General features: G+C 45.7%; 19 protein-coding genes. 9 read left to right on the forward strand and 10 right to left on the reverse strand.

Translation table 11 applies throughout. The features are described from left to right. The first annotated feature begins 173 nt into the window (after positions 1-173). The 4 genes from argH to AC1XUF_RS24625 all read left to right on the forward strand — a co-directional run bounded on the left by argH (position 174) and on the right by AC1XUF_RS24625 (position 3,948). The gene (gene argH / locus AC1XUF_RS24610) at positions 174-1,511 is read left to right on the forward strand and encodes an argininosuccinate lyase (RefSeq protein WP_483344513.1); all 1,338 of its coding nucleotides are present in this window, start codon (positions 174-176) and stop codon (positions 1,509-1,511) included. A gap of 395 nt (positions 1,512-1,906) precedes the next feature. Beyond that, positions 1,907-2,515, forward strand: a complete 609-nt coding sequence (locus AC1XUF_RS24615) for a hypothetical protein (protein WP_483344514.1) — start codon at positions 1,907-1,909, stop codon at positions 2,513-2,515. 97 nt (positions 2,516-2,612) lie between these two features. Beyond that, positions 2,613-3,131: a redoxin family protein gene (locus AC1XUF_RS24620; RefSeq protein ID WP_483344515.1), complete on the forward strand. Its 519-nt coding sequence runs from the start codon at positions 2,613-2,615 to the stop codon at positions 3,129-3,131. A gap of 94 nt (positions 3,132-3,225) precedes the next feature. Continuing rightward, positions 3,226-3,948 carry a hypothetical protein gene (locus AC1XUF_RS24625; protein WP_483344516.1) on the forward strand — a complete coding sequence of 241 codons (723 nt, stop codon included), beginning with the start codon at positions 3,226-3,228 and terminating at the stop codon, positions 3,946-3,948. A gap of 120 nt (positions 3,949-4,068) precedes the next feature. Here AC1XUF_RS24625 and AC1XUF_RS24630 read toward each other — a convergent pair whose 3' ends face one another. The 5 genes from AC1XUF_RS24630 to AC1XUF_RS24650 all read right to left on the reverse strand — a co-directional run bounded on the left by AC1XUF_RS24630 (position 4,069) and on the right by AC1XUF_RS24650 (position 15,296). Beyond that, positions 4,069-5,766: a SusD/RagB family nutrient-binding outer membrane lipoprotein gene (locus AC1XUF_RS24630; protein ID WP_483344517.1), complete on the reverse strand. Its 1,698-nt coding sequence runs from the start codon at positions 5,764-5,766 to the stop codon at positions 4,069-4,071. Between the two features lie 42 nt (positions 5,767-5,808). Then, positions 5,809-9,141 (reverse strand): SusC/RagA family TonB-linked outer membrane protein, encoded by a 3,333-nt coding sequence (locus tag AC1XUF_RS24635; protein ID WP_483344518.1) that lies wholly within the window; start codon positions 9,139-9,141, stop codon positions 5,809-5,811. Between the two features lie 130 nt (positions 9,142-9,271). Further along, positions 9,272-10,597 (reverse strand): vanadium-dependent haloperoxidase, encoded by a 1,326-nt coding sequence (locus AC1XUF_RS24640; RefSeq protein ID WP_483344519.1) that lies wholly within the window; start codon positions 10,595-10,597, stop codon positions 9,272-9,274. Then, positions 10,594-13,938 (reverse strand): VCBS repeat-containing protein, encoded by a 3,345-nt coding sequence (locus AC1XUF_RS24645; RefSeq protein WP_483344520.1) that lies wholly within the window; start codon positions 13,936-13,938, stop codon positions 10,594-10,596. The genes AC1XUF_RS24640 and AC1XUF_RS24645 overlap by 4 nt, the downstream gene beginning before the upstream one ends. Before the next feature lie 29 nt (positions 13,939-13,967). Beyond that, entirely contained in the window at positions 13,968-15,296 is a 1,329-nt protein-coding gene (locus AC1XUF_RS24650; RefSeq protein ID WP_483344521.1) for a cytochrome c, read from the reverse strand. 65 nt (positions 15,297-15,361) lie between these two features. On the opposite strand from AC1XUF_RS24650, the gene AC1XUF_RS24655 reads away from it, so the two are divergent. Then, positions 15,362-15,766, forward strand: coding sequence for a hypothetical protein (locus tag AC1XUF_RS24655; protein ID WP_483344522.1), 405 nt, complete (start codon positions 15,362-15,364; stop codon positions 15,764-15,766). Here the strand turns inward: AC1XUF_RS24655 and AC1XUF_RS24660 are convergent. Together AC1XUF_RS24660 and argB are read right to left on the reverse strand one after the other, a co-directional pair. Beyond that, entirely contained in the window at positions 15,732-16,184 is a 453-nt protein-coding gene (locus AC1XUF_RS24660) for a response regulator (protein ID WP_483344523.1), read from the reverse strand. The two genes, AC1XUF_RS24655 and AC1XUF_RS24660, sit on opposite strands and share 35 nt — an antisense overlap. A 98-nt stretch (positions 16,185-16,282) precedes the next feature. Next, on the reverse strand, positions 16,283-17,068 hold the full coding sequence (argB, locus tag AC1XUF_RS24665; RefSeq protein ID WP_483344524.1) for an acetylglutamate kinase: 786 nt from the start codon (positions 17,066-17,068) through the stop codon (positions 16,283-16,285). A 141-nt stretch (positions 17,069-17,209) separates the two neighbouring features. Between argB and AC1XUF_RS24670 the strand changes: the two genes are divergently transcribed. After that, positions 17,210-19,312, forward strand: a complete 2,103-nt coding sequence (locus AC1XUF_RS24670) for a protein-disulfide reductase DsbD family protein (RefSeq protein ID WP_483344525.1) — start codon at positions 17,210-17,212, stop codon at positions 19,310-19,312. Positions 19,313-19,545: 233 nt separating this feature from the next. Then, positions 19,546-22,029 carry a glutaminase family protein gene (locus tag AC1XUF_RS24675; protein WP_483344526.1) on the forward strand — a complete coding sequence of 828 codons (2,484 nt, stop codon included), beginning with the start codon at positions 19,546-19,548 and terminating at the stop codon, positions 22,027-22,029. Positions 22,030-22,123: 94 nt separating this feature from the next. Here the strand turns inward: AC1XUF_RS24675 and AC1XUF_RS24680 are convergent, their stop codons facing one another. The 3 genes from AC1XUF_RS24680 to AC1XUF_RS24690 form a co-directional block, all read right to left on the reverse strand. Beyond that, positions 22,124-22,882, reverse strand: a complete 759-nt coding sequence (locus AC1XUF_RS24680; protein ID WP_483344527.1) for a hypothetical protein — start codon at positions 22,880-22,882, stop codon at positions 22,124-22,126. A 299-nt stretch (positions 22,883-23,181) separates the two neighbouring features. Beyond that, positions 23,182-23,904, reverse strand: coding sequence for a hypothetical protein (locus tag AC1XUF_RS24685; RefSeq protein ID WP_483344528.1), 723 nt, complete (start codon positions 23,902-23,904; stop codon positions 23,182-23,184). Between the two features lie 292 nt (positions 23,905-24,196). Continuing rightward, on the reverse strand, positions 24,197-24,937 hold the full coding sequence (locus tag AC1XUF_RS24690) for a hypothetical protein (RefSeq protein ID WP_483344529.1): 741 nt from the start codon (positions 24,935-24,937) through the stop codon (positions 24,197-24,199). A 544-nt stretch (positions 24,938-25,481) separates the two neighbouring features. On the opposite strand from AC1XUF_RS24690, the gene AC1XUF_RS24695 reads away from it, so the two are divergent. Together AC1XUF_RS24695 and AC1XUF_RS24700 are read left to right on the forward strand one after the other, a co-directional pair. Continuing rightward, positions 25,482-25,706, forward strand: coding sequence for an AAA family ATPase (locus AC1XUF_RS24695; RefSeq protein WP_483344674.1), 225 nt, complete (start codon positions 25,482-25,484; stop codon positions 25,704-25,706). Positions 25,707-25,722: 16 nt separating this feature from the next. After that, a complete protein-coding gene (locus AC1XUF_RS24700) occupies positions 25,723-26,004 on the forward strand; it encodes a DUF4143 domain-containing protein (RefSeq protein WP_483344530.1) in 282 nt (93 codons plus the stop codon). Positions 26,005-26,085 lie beyond the last annotated feature (81 nt).

Genomic DNA, 26,085 nt, shown 5'->3' on the forward strand with positions numbered 1-26,085 from the left:
TTTCTCCCTATCCCAATTAGACGTCAATACCTCAATTCGGTCACGCCATTTCGAAGATAATTTTCCAGGAGAAAGATCTCCCCGGGAAAATTTCATTTTCCATCATTTTCAAATGACGGTATCATGCGGATGTCCCGTAAATTTGCCGGATCAATCATTAATGGTATTGCATCTTGAAACTCTGGCAAAAGGAAAATACGGTTACCTCTGAAAAAATTGAAACATTTACGGTTGGCAAAGACCGTGAAATGGACCTCCACCTGGCCGAGTTCGACGTGCTGGGAAATATTGCGCATGCGACCATGCTCGAAACAATTGGCCTGCTCACTTCCGAAGAGCTGAAGGCCCTGAAAGCCGAACTCAAAGTGATTTATGCCCAGATTCAGCAGGGCGAATTCACCATTGAAGACGGCGTGGAAGACGTTCATTCGCAAGTGGAGCTGATGCTGACCAGGAAGCTTGGAGATACCGGCAAAAAAATCCATAGCGGCCGCTCGCGCAACGACCAGGTGCTGGTGGATATGAAGCTTTACACCCGCGCACGACTTTTCGAGGTGGTACAGGCAACCGAAAAGCTTTTTCAAGTTTTGGCACAGAAATCGGAAGCACATCAACACGACCTGCTGCCCGGTTATACGCATTTACAGATCGCCATGCCGTCGTCTTTTGGCTTATGGTTTGGCGCTTATGCCGAAGGACTTATTGATGATATTATCCAATTAAATGCTGCCTACCGCCTTGCCAATCGTAACCCTTTGGGTTCTGGTGCCGGTTATGGTTCTTCTTTTCCGCTGAACCGCCAGCTTACTACAGATTTGCTTGGTTTTGAAGGCATGCACCATAATGTGGTTTACGCGCAGATGAGCCGGGGACGCACGGAACAGGCTGCGTTAACTGCGATCGCGTCACTTGCGGCTACGGTTTCCCGACTGGCGATGGACGTTTGTTTGTATAACAGCCAGAACTTCGGCTTTATCATTCTCCCCGATGACCTGACGACCGGCAGCAGCATCATGCCGCACAAGAAAAATCCGGATGTGGCTGAGTTACTTCGGGCCAAAACCAACCGGATGAAAGCCTTACCGATGGAAGTGACTATGGTTTTAAGCAATCTCCCGTCTGGCTACCATCGGGATATGCAGCTGCTGAAGGAGATTTTGATGCCAGCATTTGACGAAATATTGGATTGTCTGGACATTGCTGCTTTTATGCTGGAACATATGAAAGTCAAACAGAATTTGTTAGATGATCCTAAATATGATCTGCTTTTCAGCGTGGAGCGCGTGAACGAACTGGTGATCAACGGCGTGCCTTTCAGGGACGCTTATAAACAAGTGGGCACCGAAATCGGCGACGGAAGCTATCATGCACCAAGGGAGCTGAAACATTCCCATGAAGGAAGCATAGGGAATTTGCAGACCGCCGAGATCCGTAAAAGGATGCAGCAGGAAATTGCGGTATTCGGATATGATAAAGTACAGACGGCTCTGCAAAAGTTGATCGGAGAATAGTTATTTCAAGACGGATTTGTTAACCTCTTTTTTATCCGGGCACTTTCAAACATTACCTTTTTAGAGCATATTGATTTACAATCAAAGTGTTTAGAGTGTTCATAATTATTTTTTCACGGAATCGATTTCAATCGATTCCGTGTTTTTGTTTTTATCTATTACGAAAGTGTACTCCGTAAAAATTAAATCATTTCCCTGTAGTTTAATAGTCAGCTTTCAAAGTCGCGGATTTCGCCCGCCATGTCGTTAAAGACTTCTCACACCGGCGGCTTCCAATTACCGACATTAATTTAATTTACATATAGTATAGAAAAATAACTACCAATTTGTATTGGGTGAAAAATAATTTTGTAGTATTGAGTACAAAAACTATTCACTTACGAAAAACAAATGCTATGAGACACGTAATTTTTGCTTCATTATTTTTTTTAGCGACGGTATTGATCTCTGCGTGTAAAGATGACAAAGTAGAGACTTCACAATTAGAAAACTCCAAGCAAATTGATCCAAACCCTGAGGCAACAGCTCGGATCAAAAAGATTATTGAATCAAATATTACCAAAAGTAATGCAGCCTCCAGTGCGCGGACATACGGCAGTGCAACTTGGTACTTTACCGAATATGGGTACCAATACACTGGCTCTTACTCAGCATACTCGCGTTCTGCGAGTGTATATATTTATAATGGAAATAGTTTCCCTATAGTAATGGCCATTACGGGGCAACTGAATATTCCGAGCGGCTCTTTATCTTGCTCAGGCGGCAGCGGCACTTGTACCTGGGATTACACCTGGGACAACGTTCCAGCTTATACAGACTATTTGGGGTATGGTGGCGCAAGAATAATCGTAGGCCCCGGAACTACTGCCACATTCAATTTCACTGCACAGATTAAAGGAACAGGTACAGAAGGTTGGCTGATAGCTGAGCAAATCTCACCGACTGCTTCTTCACCCATTTTCTCGGATGACAACTTTTATTTAATCCGTGCTCCACATCCGTGAAAAGATGTTAGACAATATCATATCGATCTTACACAGTTCTGGCTCAAAGTGTCAGAACTTGTGTTAATTTAGTCAACACCAATTGATTGAATGGTATATGAAATCCTTCGTGATTCTTTTTTGCTTCTTTTTGCCAGCAGCACCTTTAACAAAACATGCTGCCGAATTTCGCAAAAATCCAGTTTTGAAAGTGCTTCTTTTTCTCGATCCAGACTGCCCTATAACCAATTCTTATATGCTGGAAATAAAAAAGCTGCACGCCGATTACAATAAAAAAGGAGTCGATTTCCAAGCCATTTTTCCAACGCAAACCATTACTACCAATGAAATTGATCGGTTTTTAAAACGATATCATATCCAGTTTCCCGGAATTAAAGACCCAGGATTGAAAATCTCAAAACGTTATCAGGCGACAGTAATGCCTGAAGTCATTTTAGTGAATAATTTGGGGCTGACCATTTATAAAGGATCGATCGATAACTGGTACTATGGCCTGGGTAAAAGCAGGATAAAGCCAACTGAATTTTATTTGCGGAACGCTATCGATGCTACGCTGAATGGCAATACGGTACTAAAAAGCCGGGCCGAGGCTTTTGGCTGTTTAATCAATCTTTGAGGGTAGCCCTTCCATACCGTTAAATACATCAGTCGCAAGTAATTCCAGGCAATATTATATGATTGGAAAGTTGGATAAACGAATAACTGAGAACATGATGAAAAAAAAACTCACCATTTGGATATTAGCCATCCTAATGTTCGGCTGTGCCGGAGAAAAACAACAATTTAATTCTCCTCCTGAATACAAATCCTTGGTCAATCTTCAAGGAGGCTTTGAAAGCAAAAATTTAAGCTATCTCCCTTATGTCCTGAACTTTCGGGGTTTAAATGGAACGGACGAGTTGGCGGTAATTTTTTTTGCTCGGATGAACAAAAGCAAGTTGTTTCTTCCATCCAACGGAACATTATTGAATAGAGATGTCTCAGATATTCCTCTACTGGACTGGAAAGTCGAAAATTTAAAAGTCCTAAGTTTTTTGGATGATGTTAAAAGCGACAGCAACAGTTTTCTGTACCGACAAGAATGTGCCGTTAGAATGATTACCAGGACAGACTTGTTACGTGATAAGTCAGACGATGCCAAAAAGGTGCTGGAGAACTATACAACAATACTATTGGAAGAAGAAACATATAGCCCGGGAATCATGTATTACGCCTTTCAAACATTGAAAGATCAATGGCCGGCAAAAAGGATTAAAAGTTCTGCTGCAAAAGCAATTGAGAATCATGAAGCATTTAACGAGGAATACAATAAAGTGATCTCCCAATTTCAGTCTAGTGATTCTGATTCAGATGTCAGCAATGATATGGCTGCTTGTTTCAAAGAGTTGCAAAGACAGAATATTTTATTTGTACAGAAACTTCGGGAAATTTAATTGCGAAAAAGAGCTTACCTGCTGAATATTCTTGTTTGTGCAAGATCATTACTGCCAGGTTTAAAAATGAAAAAGGTAGGCAACAATGCCTACCTTTTTCATTTTTAACTAAATATAAAATTAAAGTTTGTCCCACCAAACCCGGCCGGTAGCATCCTGTGGGCTTGTTCCAAAACCTGGAATGGCCGCCATGGCAGCGTAAGCAGCCTTTTTGTTCGCCACATTAGGATCGGTGTCACTAATCAGCCCGAGCGGGGCACGACGAGGGATGGTCAATACGACATTCAGGTTTTTCACAGGCACCAGAGGTACGGTTGAGGTAGCGTTAGGATATCCTGTACGTTTCCAAAGGTCCCAGCCTTCTGCAGGCTGTTTCATGAAGTTCAGATATGCCTGGCTGGTGATCTGGTCCAATGCTTTGGTTGCGTCGTAAGCAACAGCTGGTTGTGCCAGATATGCCGTCACCTCAGCAGCCGTAACCGGCGTGTAGTTGCTTAGCTTGCTGCCTGTACCCACTTCGTCGTACCATTGGATAGAGCTTTTAATACCTGCTTCATACCAATCTTTCGCAGTACCTGTACCAATACCTTTCAAGGCCAGTTCGGCACGTGTAAAGCAAAACTCCGCGTAAGTGATCACCGGCAGGTAAGAAGCACCCGTTCCTGCGTTTCCAGCTTCATCGGAACGTCCGGCACTGAACAGGCGGGGCTGCAGATAAGATAAAGTATCTACGGTCGCCTTGGTCGAAGGAATGATTTTCGGCGTATAATAACGCTGAATGTTCGCAGTTACCTTTGCGTCATCAGGGCTTGGGAAGCTACCTACGTAACGTCTTCCCTCCTTCGTTCCTGCTGGCAAAACGCCATCCTTGATCAGGACATCGATGGTCGTTTGCGAGTATTGGTTTGGTGCAAAAAATGCGTCGATGCGCGGATCTTTGTTATCCCACATGAAATCAACCATCGGTTTTGCGGCACGCAAAGTGCCGGGATTCCAGTTCCCTCCATCACCTGTTCCGGTGAATGCGGCGGTTGCCTTGAAAACCCACGCATCTGCATTGGAGCTCATCAAATCGGCAGCTGGCGAAGCAAGTACTTCGGTCAAAATGGCGTTTCCAGCGGCAGCGTCTGCCTTCTGAACGCGCATGGCAATTTTCACGCGCAATGCATTGGCGGCTTTAACCCATTTTTGAGCGTCGCCATTGTAATACTGATCATAGTTGCCCAACGCAAACTGCGCCACAGGCTGAGCAGTTTTCAATATGGAAATAGCGCTTTTCAGCTCCGCATCCAGTTTGGCAAAAATCTCCTGCTGCGTATCATACTTAGGCTGCATAGTCCCGCCATAACGGCCTTGGAACGCCTCAGAATAAGGAATGCTGCCATAAATATCCGATACGTAAAAGGCATAGTTGGCTTTCAGGATGTGCGCCATCTGGACCATGTGGACATAACGCGGCTGGTCATCTGCTTCCAGCTTGAGCACCAGTTGCTCCAGGTCATAAAGCCTGTCACCAACCCCGTTGTATAACCGGCCATATCGCTGAGAGAAGTTGTCCCAGTTTTGCGTAAACGCACCCTGGTTACCATTTTGGTCGGTGTTATACTGCATCCAAGGCATGATACGACGGTAAATGTCGTAGTAATGCTCAAAGTCAACGCTATGCGTGCTGATCGTCGCATTCAGAAACTGGTTCTGCGGCGGTACCACAGTCAGTGCATCCGGATTTTTGTTGACATCAACGAAAGCTTGCTTTTCGCAGGAATAAAGAAATCCTGCCGCCGCCAGTAATATTAATTTATGCTTTAAAAATTTCATGATAATAATTTCTGTTTTTAAACTGATCGAAATGATCCCGAATTACAATCCGATGTTAACTGAAACACCCACGTTACGTGACAATGGCAAACCACCATATTCCATAAATTCACCCGCTTTGTTGCTGTAAAGTCCTTCCGGGTTGATTCCGTCTTTCGCCGTTTTGTACAGGTAACCAAGATTACGACCAACCAGGCTTACGCGTAATGACTGGATTTTTGCTTTACCCAATAATGAAGCAGGAACGTTGTATCCGATTGAAACTTCGCGAAGCGATACCCATGAGTTTTCAAATGTAGAATACTCGCGAATTCCGGATCCCCATTGGGTAAGGTTGTAATAGTAAGCGTAAGCAGGGATCGGTTTCAGATAACCTTTTTCCACAGCCTCTGCATAAGGCATCCCACCCAGGTCGATCAACTGATTATTTACATTCACCTGATATCCGTCTGCAAGAACACCGTCAGGAATGATACCGTCTGTTTTCGCATTGCCCTCGGCATCTGTGTAAGACACGCCGCCCAATTGGGTGTTACGTCCTGGCAGAGTGAATGCAAATGCACCGGTAGAAGAGCCATACTGGTGTGTCGCAGAAGACATGATACCACCGATTTTAGCGTCAGCCTGAACGGTTGCAGTGAAGTTGCCATAACGGAGCGAGTTCACGTTGCTGGTCAGGAATTTCTCCATCACGGTGCCCAGTTCTTTTGAACCTTGACCCTGGTAAGCGCCGCTTCTCAGATATGTGATACCTCCCTCGGCAGAACTGTTCGCGCCAATTACGCGCTTGCCGTTGGATGGGTTACCCGGATCACCCTGGTAAGTTGCGAAGGCGTAAGACGTGATAATCGTACCATAGTCTTTTCCAACACGGGCAACAGAAGACATATCCGCTCCGAAACCAAGGGCCAGCGTATAAGTATCTGTACCGTCTACCAGTTCCAGAACTTTGTTACGGTTACGTGAGAAGTTCAGGCTGGTGTTCCACTCGAACTTACCTGTTTTTACCGGAGTTGCGGTGATCAAAAGCTCTACTCCTTTGTTCTGTATCCTACCTGCGTTTACTACTTTGCTGCTCACGCCAGATTCCGTCGTGGTAGCAAGGCTAAGGATTTCGTTTTTGGTGATCTTATTGTAAACGGTCGCGTCAATCCCCAGTCTGTTATTGAAGAAACGAATGTCGGCACCAAATTCGATTTCTCGTGCCAGACGGTTTTTAAGTCCGTAGTTAGGCAGAACGTTGTCACGGAAACCCGATAGGTTCACCAGGGATCCGTCAGCCTGGGTGTAAGTTCCTTTTGGTTCGTAAATACCAGTCTGGTTGGTAGACCATGCTTCTGTATCACCACCTGTGTAACCTAAGCTGGCGCGAAGTTTCCCGAATGACAACCAGGTTGGAAGATTCGTCAAAGATTCGGTTGCAATCCATGACAGACCCACCGAAGGATAAGAATAAGTGTAATCACCACTTCCGTCAGCATAGGTCAATGTTGAAGACCAGTCGTTACGGAAACTTGCAGAAAGCGTTAACGCGTCTTTGTAAGTCACGTCACCGTAAGCGTAAAGTGCGTCGATACGCTTCGAAGGCGACAATGTGTTGGTGAACTGCAATGGGTTGGTGGTGTTGGACAAAGAGAAAATATCCGGCACACGCAACCCGCCATCTGTTCTGGCCCTGAAATAACGGCCACCGATCAATCTGTTGGTTTCTCCACCCGCCGAAAGGCTCATCGTGAAATCGCCGAACTGACGGTTTGCAGTTACCAATCCCTGAAAACGGCTTTGCGTTTTGTTCTCCGAGTACTCGCCATATTCACCGCCGGCGAATGCCACACCTTTACCACGGTCCTTGTTATTGCCAGTGTATAGCTCATTCTGAACGTTTCCACGAATCAGGAATGTCAGCCAACTGGTGATGTTTCCGGTAAGGTCAATGTTTCCACGGAACACTTTTTCATTACGGAATTGTCTGAACTGAAATGTTTCAAACATAAAGTCGGTAATGTTGTAAGGATCGGCAGTGCCCTGGCGACGCCCGCCGTTAACAGGATCCAGGTAGTTTTTAGACCAGTAATCGATATCCATGGAACGTGGACGGTTGTACACGAAACGGAATACGGGGTTATAGTTACCTCCCTGACGGATCGGATTAACCATGTCATTGTCTGTATAATCGGCGCTGATATCCAGATTAAGGATCTTACCGATTTTCTGAGTACCTCTGATGTTGAAGTTGTTACGTTTCAACTCAGTACCCGCAGGCATGATCGACGTATTTTTCAGGGTCGAGAACGACGCGCGGAAAGAGCTGCGATCGTTGCCACCTTCTACTACCACGTTATGGTTGACGTATTTACCGGTCTGGAAAAATTTCAATGGGTCATTCGCTTTCCATTCCACCATTCTTCCATCCAGGTCGCGTACTTGCTGGCCTTTAAATTCAGGACCATAAGACCATGGAAAATTCGCCCGGTCCACTTCGTCCACGCCGTCGGTACCTTTGTTGAATTCGGAGCTCAAACCCGCTCCGAACTGGTTTTGCAGGTCAAGGAATTTGTAAGCATTTTCGAAAGTAGTGGTCAGGTTGTAACTCACTCCCAATCCCTTATCCTGGCGGCCTTTTTTAGTCTGAACAACCACCACGCCGTTCAATGCCTCAGATCCGTAAAGAGAGCTTGCAGCGGATCCTTTCAATACGGTCATCGACTCAATGTTATCCGGATTGATGTTTTTCATGATGTTACCAAAATCCTGTCCAGCTCCCCAGGAGTCAGCACCTGTTGTTCCAGGGCGGATCAAAACACCATCCACTACGAAGAGAGGCTGGGTATTAGGGCTCAAGGAAGCATTACCCCGGATACGGATACGGGATGAAGACATCGGACCACCCGTTCCCTGATTGATCATCACCCCCGCAACCTTACCTTGAAGTGCATTCACCATGTTGGCGTTTGCAGTTCTGGTAATATCATTTCCCTGTACGGTTTGCACCGCAAACGCCAGCTTCCTGGCTTCTGTCGACATACCGAAACCGGTAATAACCACCTCGTTCAGCGTCTTGTTGTCTTCTTCAAGATTCACTGTCAGTTGGCTTGCATTTCCTACTTCTACTTCCTTGCTGATGAACCCAATGGATGAAAAAACAAGCACAGAAGTATTCGAAGGAACACTCACTGTAAACTTTCCATTGGCGTCCGTTGCGCCACCCGCCGTACCGCCTTTAATCAGGTAGGAAACGCCCGGCAGAGGATTTTGATCCTTGTCGTACACGGTTCCGTTAACGGTTTTTCTGTCCTGGGCCATGCTCCAAGTGCTTCCCGTAAGAAGAAGTAGCAATGTTACCAGACGTGATAAAGTTGTAAACTTTTGTCCCATGGTAAATAGTTAAATTGAGTATTTAAGTGATATGCAAAACCAAAAATAAATAGTTTTATTAACAATAAAATAATATTTATTAAAAAAAATTAATAATTAATAGACAAATCCAGTAGACTATTTGGCAATTTTAACGTTTTAACACAATTTTTTGAAGAACGTATAGCCCTACTTTTTCACCCTGGATCTGCCCTTGTTCGATGGCGGCGCGGTAATGTATCCCGCCGTAAAGCCGGCTGATCGCGGCCTCATCGGACGCTGCCCTGAAAGAATTGAAATGCCGCACGGGGAGCCCGTAATCCGTTTCCGTATGGTCGTCGTAAGCAAATTGATCCCCCAGAAAATGGGTCAACACAACAGCTGCTGCCGTGGAAATCACGCTATGCCCGCTGGTATATTCCGGAAATGGAGGTGTTTGTAAAAGCGGCCTCCATTTCTCATCTATATAAGCATTGATCATCGTTTCCGGACGAATGAGCTGGCTCCGGTATTTTTCTTTCCAGCAACTGATGAAGCCGTCGAATAAGGCAATGGACGTCAGCAGGTAAGCAGACGACGTTTCGATCCAGTTTTTCCCCGCGCTTTCCGTTGCCTGGCCAACGATCGAGATCCAGTGACCTCCGGGCGACAGTTTCTTGGTAGCGAAATTAAGATGGCCCTGCGTATTGAGGTAAAAGGGATTGCAGTCCCAAAAGCTTGCAATCAGGACCTGTTCGCGGGAAAGCTGCTTTCCTGTGTTATAAACTTCAAGCACTTCTTTCATGAACTGGCTCGTGTTTTCGGTGCTGTATGCGGGTGGCGGTGCAGGTTTGAATTGCCCGGCCGAATCCAGAACAACGGGCCTGATGTGGCCCCAGTACGGCTCAATGGCATCGATATAACCAGGCGGTGTGGGTGCCCATTTGCCTTTTTCTTTGCTGTAAGTATATCTTCTTTTTTTCCTCGTCAAAGCATAGTTATCCTTTGCCGACCAGCTCATAATGCTATCGCTTACGGTATCGCCGAGCCTTAGGGAATTTTGGTAAACCACTGGATCCAGTTCCTTAAATCCAGCCAGGATCACTGCAATGCTGTCCTTTAAAAGATGTTCTGAAAAAACAAGCTTACTCCCTGTTTTAAAGAAAGCATATATCGCTGCAAGGGGATAATTAACCTTTCCTTCATTCGCGATTGCCGGGATATTTGGAAATCCTGCCATTTGCCCATGCATGCTTTGGTATTGGTTATTGCCCAAAGCCAGTGCTTCATAGGCCGATGCATTGGCATACAGGTAGATGCGGCTCGCCACCGGAGGTGAAAAAATATCATGCACAATAGCGCTCGTCAGGTTTTTCTCAGCACGGTGAAATAACGCGGTCGGGGGAACTGGGGAGGCATTGCTGTTCAAACAAAATATCCCTCCAGGTACGAAGAGCGCCCCTCTCAAAATTTTCCGGAGGGTTTTAAAATCTTTCATTGCTGTTTTAAAATTTCAAAAATAATCGGCTTTCCGTCATTAACGGCACACAATATACGCTTTCCATTGAGGACTGTTATTCCGCGGACATCACCTGCTGCCCAAAAGCCGCTTTGACCAGCGGGGACAGGTTCAAAGGAAAATGGCGCCACTTGTCGCAGCACCGTCCCGACCGACGCGTCGCATGGGCCAAGTTGTACGCGGTAAGGTGCAAAATTACCGGCCAATATCAGGCCTGCCCTTTCGTCCCGATTTGAATCATAAGGAATAATGCCGCTTAGTCTCGAAATCTGGGCTTCCTGGGGAAGTATGTGTATTTCAAATTTGAAATCGCCTTTATTTTCAAGGACAATGCTTTCCAACTGTTTACAATAAACCTTTTTGCTCCGGTCAACCGCTTCTTTCCCAAAAATATCCTCTATCGTCGCATTCGCATACAGCTCATAGCTGGTGTATTTCCTTTTCAGGAAAACCATCTGGTCCAACATTTCATCCCGTGAAAACATAGGATAGCTTTTTTCACCGACATAATAGGTACAGACCGGGTCTATGATGCCATTTTTATCGAAATCATCGTAATAAATCGTCACTGGTTTGTCAGGGGATGCTTTATATTGACTGTTGAGCCCGCTATTCCCCAATACAAAATCCATATCCCCATCCCGATCCAGGTCCACCGCCGCAATTGCAGCCCACATTCCATCGGTATCTTTCAGTTCCGGCACCAGCTTCTCTTCGAAGGCTGTTCCTGAGTTTTGATACAATTTGATGGGCATCCAGTCGCCCGCCAGCATCAGGTCAGGCTTTTTGTCGTGGTTAAAGTCTGTAAAAACAGCCGCTGTGATCATCCCCGGACTCAGCAGATCCTTGCTCCACTGTTGAGTGATATCAGTGAATTTTAAATTGTGACTATTGCTGTCGTTCCTTAAAAGATAACTCCGTGCGGACATTGGAAAGGATCCCGGAATGGCCCTGCCGCCAATGAAAAGATCCAGGTCACCGTCGCCATCAATGTCAGAGCCGGCGATGCATTGCTTGGGACTTTTCATAGAAGGCAAAGCGAGCACTTCTTCATGAAAAAAGCCCTTTCCGTCATTGACATACAGATGATCGCGGTATTCCGGGGCGTCCTCCTCGAATTCATTTCCGCCGCTGGCGACGTACAAATCCAAATCTCCATCTTTGTCAGCATCAAAAAATAAGGCACTTACTTCTTCACAGGCTGCATTGTTCCGCCAGGGTTGGGCAGCCGCGCCGGTAAATGTACCGTCGGATTTTTGCAGGTAAAGCACTCCAGACTGATTGGAAGCTCCGCCAAAGAAAACGTCGTCCAGCCCATCTCCATTTACATCGCCGCTGGCCAAAGCCGGACCAAGTTTCGATAATTGGTAGGGCAACAGTACTTCTACCTTAAAATCGACAAAATCATTTTCATGATGCACAAAATCAATTCCTATGCTATCCGTAGCGATTTTCCGGAACCATTTCCCGGAAACTGCCGGTTCTTTTGATGCCTCTTCCCGCGCATCGGCTTCTTTCAGGATTAGGATGTTTTGTTCTGGTTTGACAAGAAATGTCGTTTTGCCCGATGGCCATAAAATCTTTACTGAATCGGCATTCGCATTTTTACCCAAGCCAAAATGCAAATCCGTGGTCACCGTAGATTGATAACCCCTTACAGGGTACAGTTCTGCATATTGGGTTACGCCCTTGGTATAAACCCACACTTTACTGCCGAATGCCTGCGTGTTCTTACCCCATCCAATCAGCTTAACGGTCAAACCTCCCTGATTTACATTATTTTGGTAAATCGAAACCGGATCATTGATATTGGAAATCACAAGATCCAAGTCGCCGTCACCGTCAAAATCCGCGTAAGCCGCTGCATTGGAAACTGCCTCATCGGTAAAGCCCCATTTTTTCGATACGTCGTCAAATACATATTTCCCCGTTAAAGCCTGGTTCCGGAACAAATAATTTCTCAGCTTGTTGGAAGGCATCTTCTTAACCAGGTTATAGGTCTTAAAGTTGAGGTTTCCTTTTGCGACTTCCTTCATTTGCTCGTCCGCGACGGTATATTTGAGAAAATCCATATTGGTAAAATCCCGCAGATAACCATTGGTGATCAGCATGTCTTTCCAGCCGTCGTTATCCAGGTCGGCGATCAGCCCTGCCCAACTCCAATCTGTATTGGAAACCCCGGCCAACTGACCAATCTCGCTAAACCTAACATTTCCGGCATCATCTACACCCCTGTTAAGATGCAGCATGTTCCGCATATTCTGATGGTAATAGCCGCTGTCGAGCAGCAAGTGATATTGGTCGTAAATGTCCGGCCCCTTAAGTAACTTCTGTCGGTAATTGTCTTCCGGAAGCATATCCAGCGTCAGCACGTCGGGTTTTCCGTCGTTGTTAAAATCGCTTACATCAGCGCCCATTGAAAATTTGGAAACGTGGGCAAACGATTTCTTCAGTGATTCTGTGAAAGTTCCATTGCGATTATTCACATAATAACAATCTACTTCGGTATAATCGCTCGTCGTGTAGAGATCCGGCCAGCCGTCTTGATTGATATCCGCGACAATCACGCTCAAACCAAAATTCAATGCATTATTGATGATGCCCGCTTTTTGGGTGACGTCTTTAAATTTCAGTTTCCCATCCCCACTGATATTTTCAAAAAGCCTGTTCCCAAAGTAGGGATTGGGTGTCGAGCGCATTTCGCGCGTATTCAGGAAAGGGTTAACACTATGATTGGAATGATTAAGCAGGAACATGTCCAGGTCGCCGTCCTTATCATAATCGAAAAATGCGGCTTGGGTCGATTGGGAACCAATAGCATGCAGGCCGCTCTCCACCGCCATTTCTTTAAAAACGGGGACACCATTCTTGATACCCTGATTAATAAACAGTTCGTTATTGCGATCCGATAGCTTTCTGTAAAATCCGGAATGGCAAACATAAATATCCAGCAGGCCATCACCATTGATATCTGCCACACTTACGCCCGTGGACCAGGTCCCGTTGCCTTCTATTTTTGCCTTTTTACTCACGTCCTCAAAGCCGATTTTTCCTTTTTCCGACTTGTTGAGGTATAGTTTGTTGGCAACCGTATTCCCCGAAATAAAGAGGTCGGGAGAGCCGTCGTTATCGAAATCCCCGATCCCGACCCCATTGCCATTGTACAGGTATTCGTATCGGAAAATGTGCAGAGAATCATTCTCTTCAATTTTATTCACGAAGCTCACCTTCGTATCCGCAGGGGAAAGACGGGTGAAAACGGCCTGCGAAAAAACATGTGAAGTGATCAGCAAGAGGAATGCAATGTAAAGTTTACCCATGCGGCTCGGTTAAATACTCCAGTAAAATTCTAATTCCATTTAAAAACAAGATCGTCGTCACCGGCTTCGCGCTCCACATACATCAGGATGAGTGTCAGCATTTCCTGGTCGCTTCTCATATTTCCTGTCGATATCACCAGTTTAGGCGGATTATTCGGGTTGGCAGGGTTGGCCGCAGTGTTATCATAAACACCTTCTATATGAATAACAGTGCCTTTCTTTAACAGAACCGGCTTTTTGTATTTATAAATCTCCTGCCACCGAAAATCCCAGGCAGGGATATGCACCAGCTTAGCCGTATCCCCGGGAGCGTTGACCGCATAAGCCTTAAACTCTTTCCCAAGGTAATGCATGTGAGGCCAGGCATATAGCAATGAAACGTCGGGCTGGTTGCTCGCAACCCTCAGCCTGAAACTTTTCACCTCGTCCGCAAAAATCATGAAAGGCGGACTAATGTCTCTTTCCCCAATTCCGCCGGAACCCAAACTAATGACCTTCACCTTACGTCGGATCGGTGTTTGTTTAAAGAAAATGTTCACTCCATCGATGCTCTCTGCGTCCAGGGAGGATGGCCCAAAATGAACAGTCACCAAAACGACGCCCCGTTTGGGCATGATCCAGCCCATATCCGCAGGGTAAGTTTCAACTGTAGTTCCCGGAATCCAACCACCATAGTAGGTCATTTCCTTTTTATACTTGAGCCATTCGTAATATTTTTCAGCCGACGAACCGCTCAGGTCTACTACATCTACGGTGTTATGAAGGTCAACCGTCATATCGGCAACCGGGTGGATTGCGAAATTGGCGTGGTGTATCAGTTTCTTATTGTTTGAGGTAAATTCGATTGCCTCGACATTGGCTTCCTGCCCAAGTTCAAAAGGTATTTTGAACATCACAAACCTTTCCGTGGCATCGCCTTTCAACTGAAATGCTTCCTTGATTTTGAGACTGAGATCCGGTTTTCTTTTATAGGCAGTTCCCGCATTTACACGCTCCTGTAAATCCTGTTCAGCTTTCAGATTTTGTTTACCTTTGGGTGCCCCGCCGCTGATCCAGGCAGTAATCGTTTTGATATCCTTATCACTTAGCGACCGGTCATTTGCAAAAGAATTGAAATGGTTATCAGCCTTCCAGGGCGGCATATAGCGTGAACTGACTACCTGTTTGATGAATTTAGAGCGTTTGGTAACATCTTCAAAAGTGATCAACGGAAACGGGGCTGCCTCTCCTGGACGATGGCAGGGAACACAATTCGTGTGAATAATGGGCTGTACATCTCTATAAAATTCCGGGACCTGGCCTGCACATAAGTTGCATAGCAACACAAGCGCTAAAGAAAGTCCTTTACGAAACGGCATGGTAATGAGTGGGTTTGATCCGCGCAATTTAGTAACAGAAAGTTAATTTTAAAAAAATTTAATAAATGGAAATCACTTTTACGACCATCCGTCTGCCGTTCAAAGTCGGTGATGTAGTTTTTGTTAACCAGGAACACGGCGAACGTCTGCCTGGAAAAACAGGCCCGAGGTTTCCTTATTTCGAAGCCGAAATCGTCCGCATTTATTTTGACGGGCGCCTGGAAGAACTGACCGTAATATCGGAACCCCTGGATTCTTACGAGCTGGAAATAAAAACGGTAGTATATGAGTTGAAGCCGACAGGGAAGTATGCCGACCTGGTCAGGATGCCGCTAAGCCTCACGCTGCCCGTCAAAGAACCCAAGCTATTTAAGTCTGAAAGTGACCTGCTAGGTTATATCAGCACCTTGAAGAGTATTGAAGAACAGCATAACCTCAGCCCATCGCCGTCGGAAGATGGGCCAATTTGAACCAATAATGACGGATCGCCTTGACGATTTCGAGTAGCTGGTCGTAGTGACCAGGTTTTTGGATCACCGTTTGGGCACCCATCTGGTAAGCCAGTCTCACTTTATTGGGGTCGCTGCTGCCTGTCAGGATGATCACGGGGATATGCGACCATTGATTATTTATCTTCAAATTCATCAGCAACTCCAGCCCATCGGGATAAGGCATGTGCAGATCGAGAAAGATCAGGTTGGGATGATTGGCAGGGTCTGCCATGATTTCCAACATCACCAATCCGTTGGAAAATATTTTGACCTTACATTGGGGGAAACCTTCCGAAAAAGCCTGTTCAAAAATAAAGCAATCGTCTTCGTCATCATCCACCAGATACACTAGTTTACCTTCTGAATCTTGCACGGGCGAATCGGAAAAATTTGACATAGAGCAACTAATAGAATCTTAAATAAAATAAGAATAAAAATTCATACCAACTTGCCTGCGGGCATATTTTGGTAAACTGGGAAATAAAGTTCACAGCGCTATATTGAGATTACCGTACCTGCCTGGCCTTTTGAAGAAGCAATCAGGTCGTTTGCATGACAAATTGTTACCCGGTCAACGCCGGCGTTCAGTGCTGCAAACGCGTTATCCAGCTTCGGTATCATCCCTTTGTTAATTACACCCGAGGCTTTGTAATCGGCATAAGTCCCCGGATTAAGAAATGGGATCACCGCATGATCGTCATCGGGATCCGAGAGTACGCCTTTTTTCTCAAAGCAATATATCAGATTGACCTCGTAATGAACCGCCATTGCTACTGCGGTTGCCGACGCCATTGTATCGGCGTTGGTATTGAGCAAAAGCCCCTCGGAGCTGTATGTGAGCGGCGCGATCACAGGAATGAGATTGCTATTTATTAAAGCCTTGATTTGCTGGTCATTAACGGCTTCAATGTCTCCGACAAAACCATAGTCGATGGTTTTCACAGGCCGTTTCACCGACCGGATAATCCCACCATCGGCCCCGGTAAGGCCAATTGCATTGCATCCGCCGGCTTGTAATTGCGCTACCAGGTCTTTGTTTACCAACCCCCCGTATACCATTGTTACGACATCCAGCATGGGCTTATCTGTAATCCTGCGGCCATCGACCATCTGGGTTTCGATCTGAAGCTTCGCGGCGATCTGGGTTGCTACTTTTCCTCCGCCGTGCACCAGTATTTTCGGCGCGTCAAGTTTGACAAAGTCGTTCAAAAAAGCGGAGCAGGCTTCGGGATTATCGATGACATTGCCTCCTATTTTTACGATATATAGGGTCTGGGACATTCCAAAGGGGTTTTAGCATGAAGGGTCGAGGCTGCAAAGGTAGCAGAAACGACTATAGCCGGGTAACGTAATTTTAATTGATGAATTTTTTTAACAAAATTACGTTGCCTAACAAAGGCACTTAGTATTCTCATCAAAAATATGAAACGGCGTATTCTCTTCTTTTTAAGCATTTGTCTTTTCCTTCATTTCGATGCCGTTGCACAGTTACAGAAGGCAAAAGCGCATTGGACCTATGCGTTTTCAAAGCCCGAAGTAAAAAGGGGCGAAACAGTGGACCTGATTTTCAGTGCTGCGATCGACAAAGACTGGTACATGTATTCGTCCGATTTCGATCCCGACCTGGGGCCTATGCTGACCAGTTTTACTTTTGAGAAGAATAAATCATTTGAACTCATAGGCAAACTCAAGCCGCAAAATCCAAAGACCAAATTTGAAGAAGTCTGGAATGGCAAAGTTCGTTATTTCGAAGGGAAAGCCGTTTTTAAACAGACCATTAAGGTGCTTGAAGATAACCCCGTCATAAAAGGAACTTCCGAATATCAGACCTGCAGCCACGTTACCGGCCTCTGCATTCCGGGTAACGACGATTTTGAATTCAAAGGATTGAAGGTAACAGCCAGCGCTGCAACAAATGACACCCAGCCGGTGGCCGGCGCGGCTACCACGACAACCAATGATTCTTTATCCAATATTGCCACTAACCACACTGACAAGTCTGCGGACTCCGCCGTCGCCGCCAGTTCGGACGAGCCTGATCATTCCCCCAAATCGGGACCCGCCCCAGCAATATCCCAATCATTGACGTCTGAAGACCCTGCGGCTGGCAAATCGCTTTGGGGTTTTGCGTTGGCAGCATTCCTGTCCGGTCTGGTTGCATTGCTTACACCCTGTGTTTTCCCAATTATTCCAATGACGGTGAGCTACTTCACCCATCAGGAAAAAGGAAAACTGAAAGCATTCATCTACGGTATTTCCATTGTTTTGATCTATACATTAATAGGTACTGTTGTTTCAAGGTTAAACGGTCCGGCATTCGCCAACTTCCTCAGTACGCACTGGATTCCAAACCTGCTGTTCTTCGCCATTTTCTTTGTTTTTGGGCTGTCGTTTCTTGGTCTTTTTGAAATCGTATTGCCCAGCGGCTTTGTGAACAAAATGGACCAGAAGGCAGATCAGGGTGGATATGCGGGTGTTTTCTTTATGGCGTTCACACTGGTATTGGTTTCATTTTCGTGCACCGGCCCGATCGTCGGAAGTTTGCTGGTAGCTTCGGCGGGTGGCGAAGTGGTAAAACCCATTATCGGTATGGCTTCCTTTTCGGCTGCATTTGCGATACCGTTTACATTATTTGCCCTTTTTCCGCAATGGCTAAAATCTTTACCAAAATCCGGCGGCTGGTTGAACACTGTAAAAGTCGTATTAGGCTTTCTGGAACTGGCGCTCGCATTGAAATTTTTCAGCATTGCCGATCAGGTTTACCATTGGCGCCTGCTGGACAGAGAAATCTATTTAGCTTTCTGGATTGTGATCTTCGGCTTGTTGGGTTTTTATCTTTTAGGCAAAATCAGGACTCCTCACGATTCTCCGCTTGAAAAAGTAAGTGTCCCAAGGTTACTGCTATCTATCGTGACGCTCACATTTGTCGTATACATGATTCCCGGGATGTGGGGGGCCCCTTTGAAGGCACTGGCGGGTTACCTCCCTCCGCAATCCACGTTGGATTTCGATCTGAGCAAAAGAACTGCCGGAGCCGCCTCAACAATCCCACCGGGCGAAATAAGGAAATACTCGGACCTCTTCCACTTGCCTCACGAACTGGAAGGTTTTTTCGATTATAAGGATGCGCTGGCTTATGCTAAAAAAGTCAACAAACCGGTTTTCATTGACTTCACAGGCCACGGCTGCGTCAACTGCCGGGAAATGGAAGCGAGGGTTTGGGTAGATCCATCTGTATTACAACGCCTGCGTAACGATTTCGTGATCGTGGCCCTCTACGTGGATGATAAAACCGAATTGCCCGAATCGGCCTGGTATACTTCCAAATATGACAATAAAGTCAAAAAAACCATTGGCGCGCAGAATGCCGATTTGCAGATCGTGAAGTACAATAACAATGCACAGCCACACTATTGTCTGGTGGATCATGACGGCAACTTGTTGGTAAAGCCTAAGAATTACGATTTGAACCCTGCGAATTTTGCAGCGTTTCTGGACAGCGGGAAGGCAGCATTTGGTAAGTGATTTCTTTCGGTTCTCTCCGTCAGCTGAAGCAGATGGTTATTGAGACTTGTGAGCCAATTTTCCAACTTTTGACCCACAACTGCCCTTTTTTCCGTCAGCTGAAGCAGACGGTTATTGAATCCCACCTTAGTCAATTCCCGTCTCCTTCAGTTGACGGTTGCCATTCTTTCAACGATATTTCCTATCATTGAAAGAATTTCTATCCTTGTCTCTTCCAAAAACTCAACTTGTTCATGATTAAATATTGGTCTGTTGCGCTCCTGACGCTACTTACATACTCTCTTTCCGCCCAAACCTTCCGCCCCCCCGCAGTTCCGCTCATCACCATCGACCCCTACACAAGTGTCTGGTCTTTCGGGGACCAGCTCAATGGCTCGGTAACCAAACATTGGACAGGCAAGCCGCAACCATTGGACGGCCTAATCCGGGTAGACGGCAAAACGTACCGTTTCATGGGCGCGCCGACGCCGGTGATGAAAACCATTTTGCCTACCGCCAAGCAAGCAGGCTATCTGGCCAGGTTCACGACCGTAAAACCTGACCCGGAATGGTGGTACAAAGAAGGATACAATGTGACCAACTGGAAGCAAGCTCCGGCACCATTTGGTACAAAAGACCGTAATGATGCCATGCTGAAAGGCGGCACCGAATTTCAGCAGGAGGTTTGGTACCGCCGCGAGTTCACATTGACAGCAGTCGATTTTGAAAAACCAACCCTGAATATCTTCCATGACGATGATGTGCAGGTTTACATTAACGGCGTTCCCGCATTTGATTGTGGCCCCTGCTTTACAGGCGATTATGAATTCAAGCCGATTAGCGCATCAGCACGTAAAGCGCTTAAAAAAGGCAAAAACCTGCTGGCCGCCTATTGCAAAAACGGCGCTGGCCCGGGTTATATCGACATGGGTCTGGTAGACGAAATCGCGCCAAAAGGTGCCGACGTGATCGAAGTAGCAAAGCAGACTGGTTTTGAAATGAAACCTACGCAAACAATTTATGATTTTGAAGCGGGCCCGGTGCAGCTGAAAGCACGTTTTGTGGCACCGTTAATTTTGAAAGACCTGAATATGGTTTCACGTCCAATCAATTATATGATTTATGATTTGAAATCTACAGATGGAAAAACACACCAGGTAGAGATCCTAAATGCAGTTTCAGGGCTTTGGGCGGTAAATGATGCTGGACAGAAGGTGATCGGCAAAAAAGAGAACCGGGATGGGCTTGTGCTGGTTTCTCTCGGAAACGCCGAGCAAAAATTACTGGGCCGGAAAGGTGATGACGTCCGCATTGACTGGGGCCAGGCTTACCTGTCTGCTCCCGCCTCGGCCGTGAAAAGCTCCGGATTAGGCTCGCCCACCGAATTGATCCCATCATTTTCGAAAACCGGATCGGTACCGGCCAACCAGACGGACGCCTCCAATGCTGATGCCAAATCAATGGCTGTTATACTTGCTTCCAAAAGCGTAGGTACAGAAACGCAGTCGCTGCATGCCATGCTCGGTTACGATGATGGTTATTCGGTTCAATATTTTGGCCAAAACCTCCGGCCGTGGTGGAATAAGGATGGGAACAAGACCATTCAAAGCGAGCTGAAAAATGCGGAAACCGACTTTGCCAAAATCCTGAAAGAATGCGAAGCGACAGACGAAATGATTTCCCAGGATGCACTAAAAGCGGGCGGGAAACAGTACGCCGAGCTTTGCGTATTGGCTTACCGGCAGGCGATCGCAGCGCATAAACTGGTGGCTGATCCGCAGGGCACGCCGCTGTTTTTATCCAAAGAAAATTTCAGTAACGGTTCGATTGGAACTGTCGATGTAACTTATCCTTCCGCGCCATTATTTCTGCTTTACAATCCTGTTTTGCTGAAAGGAATGCTGGAACCGATTTTCTATTATTCAGAAAGCGGAAAATGGACCAAACCTTTCGCCGCCCATGATGTAGGCACTTACCCGCTCGCCAATGGGCAAACTTACGGCGAGGATATGCCTGTGGAAGAATCCGGTAACATGCTTACTTTGACTTATGCCATTTGCAAGGCCGAGAACAACATTGAATTCGCCAAAAAGCATTGGAAAACGTTATCTGTCTGGGCTAACTACCTGAAAAAAGAAGGTTTCGATCCTGCTAACCAGCTTTGTACCGATGACTTTGCCGGTCACCTGGCACGCAACGCCAACTTGTCGATCAAAGCGATCATGGGTTTGGCGTCTTATGCGAAAATGGCCGAGCAGCTTGGGGATACCAAAAAGGCCACAGACGTCAATGCATTGGTAAAGGATTTCGCTAAAAAGTGGATGGAGCTGGCCGACAGCGGCGATCACTATGCGCTGACGTTCGACAACAAAAATTCGTGGAGCCAGAAGTACAACATGGTGTGGGACGAACTTTTAAAGCTCAACGTATTCCCAAAAACCGTCGCCGAAAAGGAAATCAAATACTACCTCACCAAACAGCAGCCCTTCGGCCTCCCGCTCGACAGCCGCAAAACCTACTCCAAATCCGACTGGATTGTATGGACCGCAACATTAGCGAAAGATCCAAAAGATTTCGAAGCATTGATCAAGCCGATTTACAAATACGCCATGGAAACCCCGGACCGCATTCCGCTCTCGGATTGGCATGAGACGGTGGATGGAAAGTCGGTTGGGTTTAGGGCGCGGTCGGTTGTGGGTGGGATTTGGATGAAGGTTTTGGGGGAGAGGTGGAAGTAGGGTGTTAACGTGAAAATATAAACACAAAGGCCGCCTTAGATATTCTGAGACGGCCTTTTTCGAAATACAGAGCTCGGAGATATTTTATATCATTCTAGTTAACTTCCACCAAAGAGGTCTTATCAATATAAATATTCAAATATCCATATTGATCTGGCTGCGGACTCTTAGCCCAGAAATTAAGGGTTAATTGGCTACTAGGTGCTGTAAAATCTAACGTCTCTTTAACCCACGTTGCTTGCTGATCTGCAAAGTGAAAATACTTTGTTTCAACTATGTTTTCGACACCTTCAGTCCATAGATCTGACTTAACCTTTGACAGAATTACCATTACTTTATTGGGATAAGCTGGTGTCAGCTGTCCCAAAGATTCGTTTCGAATAGTAGTTGCCAAGTAATAGGTTACTGTATATTTTTTTCCTGGCTTCAAATACTTCAAAGTAGTTTCGGCAATCGACGATTTCGTTGATGTTACATCCCAGTTAGACGTGATGGTTACAATACCGGAGTTACTAGAAACACCTGGTGCCGAGGATATAGGCGTAGCCCATGGAAGTGACGCATTACCCCATAAGTTTGTCGAAGTGGAAGTTCCGGACGGCAAAACCTCGGGGTCAGCAGGCAGGCTTCCAAAATTTTTGGTCCAACCTGGCGCAAAAACGTCCATACCAGCTACGCTATTTGTAGGAGCTATCTGCGGCAAAGGAATTATAACACCTCCTTGTCTCAAATTAGAACTATTATTTACTTCCCTCTGCGACACTGGTACCTGTATATCTTCCTTCGAGCAACTGCTCATGATCATAATACAAGCCAGGCTCAGGCCGATCGGCAATTTTTGTACTAATTTCATTTTTTCCTGTTTTTTTTAGTTAAACATTACTTTTCATTTACCACAAAGCAAGCTCTTGCAAGACGAATAAAGCGTATGTAATGAGCCTGTGGACAATTGCGGTTATTTTGCGGCATGGGAGAGAATCCGACTGTGAAATAGTACTTTTTGCCTAGCAGCTATTACTAAAAATAGCTTTGAGAGTTATTTCGATTGATGGGTAATCATTACTTTTGGTACCGACCGCACCGGTCAATAAAAAATGCCGCCCTGGAATATCCGGTGCGGCATTTGCTTTGAATACAATCAGCAAACCTTCACTAATTCACTTCTTTGAGCGCATTGTCACCAACTAAAAGATGCGCGTAGGAATACGGGCCGTTCTGGCTAGGTGATGCGGAGAATGCAACATCCACTTCTGAGCCGAGTGCTGTGAAAGTGATGATTTTCTGAAGCCAGCAGTTTTTGTAATTGGTCAGGTCCACCACAGTCTCCTGAGGTGCCACCTTTCCCACACTTATCAGGCATGATTTGGCGAAAGTGGCAACAGGCATATTGGCAACCGCTTTGGGAAGAGACGAAGCCACATACACGGTAAAAGCATATTTTTTCCCGGGCGTCAGATTCTTGATGATGGTTTTTACGGAAGCTTTTCTTGTTTTATCCCAGGTACCAGAAGTGGTCACCGTAATAAAGGTGGTGGTAGATGGAGCCCATGGAATAAGGGGCAAGCTTTGCACAAACGGTAATGAAGGATCCCCCCATAACTTCGACATGCTTGAAACGCCCGTCGGATATTTAACCATATCGCTAGAAAATCCGACGTTATTCCTGATCCAGTTTACGGGAAGAATATCGACCCCCATATACCACTTTGTTGGTGCCAGAAAGGGTGCAGCAGTAGCATCTACCTTGAGGCTGGAATTTGTACTCGTGCTCTCCACTTTGGGTGCCGGTGTCTGAACATCTTCCTTGGAGCAGCTGGCCATTATAATGGCGCAAACCAGGCTCAGACCGATGGGTAATTTTTGTACTAAACTCATTTTCTTACAAATTTTAATTAAACATTCATTTCCTTTATAGACCACAAGAAAGGTCGGCTAAAAAGAAGATAACCATTAAATTGAGCCTGCGGAGGGGCTCATTTATTCTTCGGAGGTGCCCGCTTTTTGGCATAGAGATGGGTGATAGGTAATTGTACTTATTACAGATTGATCGTGCGAATTACCTCGCAATTGCCAAAGAGAATTCATTGTAGATTAGCCCCGCAAAAACAAAGGCCGCCTCGAAAATCTGAGGCGGCCTTTGTGATATTGAGCTTCAAAGTTAAATCTTCTAAAACCCTTTCTCCCAAATTGCGTCCTGGCCAATAAAAAGGTGTGCGTATGCTGTTTTTCCGTCCTGAATAGACGTCGCACTGAAATCAAACCTCATTTCCTCGTTAGATGCCCTAAATAGGATAGTCTTTTTAATCCAGACATTTGGTGAGAACGCCAGCATATTGATATCGAAATATTGAGAAGCCGCAACTTGTCCGGAATTTGGACTCTTTATAGCAATATTACAATTGCCGACAAAAGTTGGGAGCTTGCCGGATCCGTCCAATTGAGGACGGGCGGAAGCAACATAAAATGTAAGGTAGTAATAAGCTCCCGGTTTGAGGAAGCGTATGGTTGTTCCAACTTTGGCCAGCTTACTTTTATTCGATTTATCCGTTGTAGAAGATGTAACCGTAACAAATGTGTTCCAGGGTTGACCAGGAAGGACCGGAAATGATTCCTTCCATTGTAATGAGATATTCCCCCATGGCCGCGAAAAGTTGGAGGTTCCCGACGGGTATTTGTTGGGATCGCCACTGTCGAGCGTACGTATTTCCCAGAAGTTCGGGAAAATATTGATACCTGTGAACGCCTTCGTCGGCGGAATCCAAGGAAGCGCTTCCGTCTTCAGATTCGAATTCGTATTCTCGCTCTCCACTTTTGGTTCAGGTGTTTGCACATCTTCCTTCGAACAGCTGCTCATCATCATTAAACAAGCGAAGCTCAGGCCAATAGATAATTTTTGTACTAATTTCATTTTTCTGGATTTTGTAGTTAAACATTTGTTTTGTTGCAGGCTACAAAACAATGCGTTAAGCGGCTCAAAATCCTCGAAAATGACTGTAAGGAAGACTTCGTTTATTCCTCGGCAAAAAGGAAGAGAACTTGACCGAATAGTAAATTTCGAATAGGAGGTATTACTAATACTTCTTTCGATTTAGCTTTAAATGTTACGAGGTAGTCTTGAAAAGTAAGCGACAAAGCTTACAATTATTACTAATCTGGAGGTTGGTTAGCGTGTTATTTATTCGGATTCAATATTCAATAGGATCAGGGCAAGACAGTGCATTACCCGTTGGTCATGGGGGGTTATGGGATGAACGTTTGGAGAAGTGGGAGAAATATTAAACCCGATATCCACAGAACTTTTATTTATCCTTGTAAATTTAACGCTCGACATTAAATTTACAAGGATGATAGAGCGTGAGGCAAAAAATGAGATTTTTGATCTTTAGAAACAATTTCCTGCTGTAGGCATTTTCGGGCCACGGCAAATTGGCAAAACGACACTTGCCTTTCAGATTACCGAAAAGATTTCTCCTGAACCCATTTACCTCGACCTTGAATCACCTTCCGATATTGCTCAACTGAGTGAACCAGAACTTTATTTTGATTCGCATTCAGACCGAACCATTATTCTCGACGAAATTCAGCGAACGCCGGAAATATTTACGGTGCTAAGAGGAGTTATCGACCGGCGAAGAAGAGCAGGTCAAAAATCGGGGCAGTTTTTGATCCTGGGTTGAAAACCTGCTTTCGGTTTTGCCTGACTGGGTTATCCCCTATTATTATCGCACCGCAGCCGGAGCAGAAATTGACCTTGTCCTGGAAATCAATCACCAGACAAGAATTGCGATCGAAATCAAAAGATCCCTGACTCCCGTTGTTACCAAAGGTTTCAGTATTGGCTGCGAAGATATCCAGGCCACGCATAAGTATTTTGTTTTTCCGGGGAAGAGTAGTTATGTGATTTCCGGGGATGTGAAGGTTGTTCCGTTGAGGGAGATGATGGGGGTGATTCAGAAGATAATTAGGGAAAGTTAGGATTTAAAATTTAAGATAAGCAACACCTAATCTTCCGGTTTTTGACTAGATAAATTTATGAGTTCTGCTTCCAATCCACTT

The sequence above is a fragment of the Dyadobacter sp. HNCC25DJ185 genome (genome assembly GCF_056895195.1).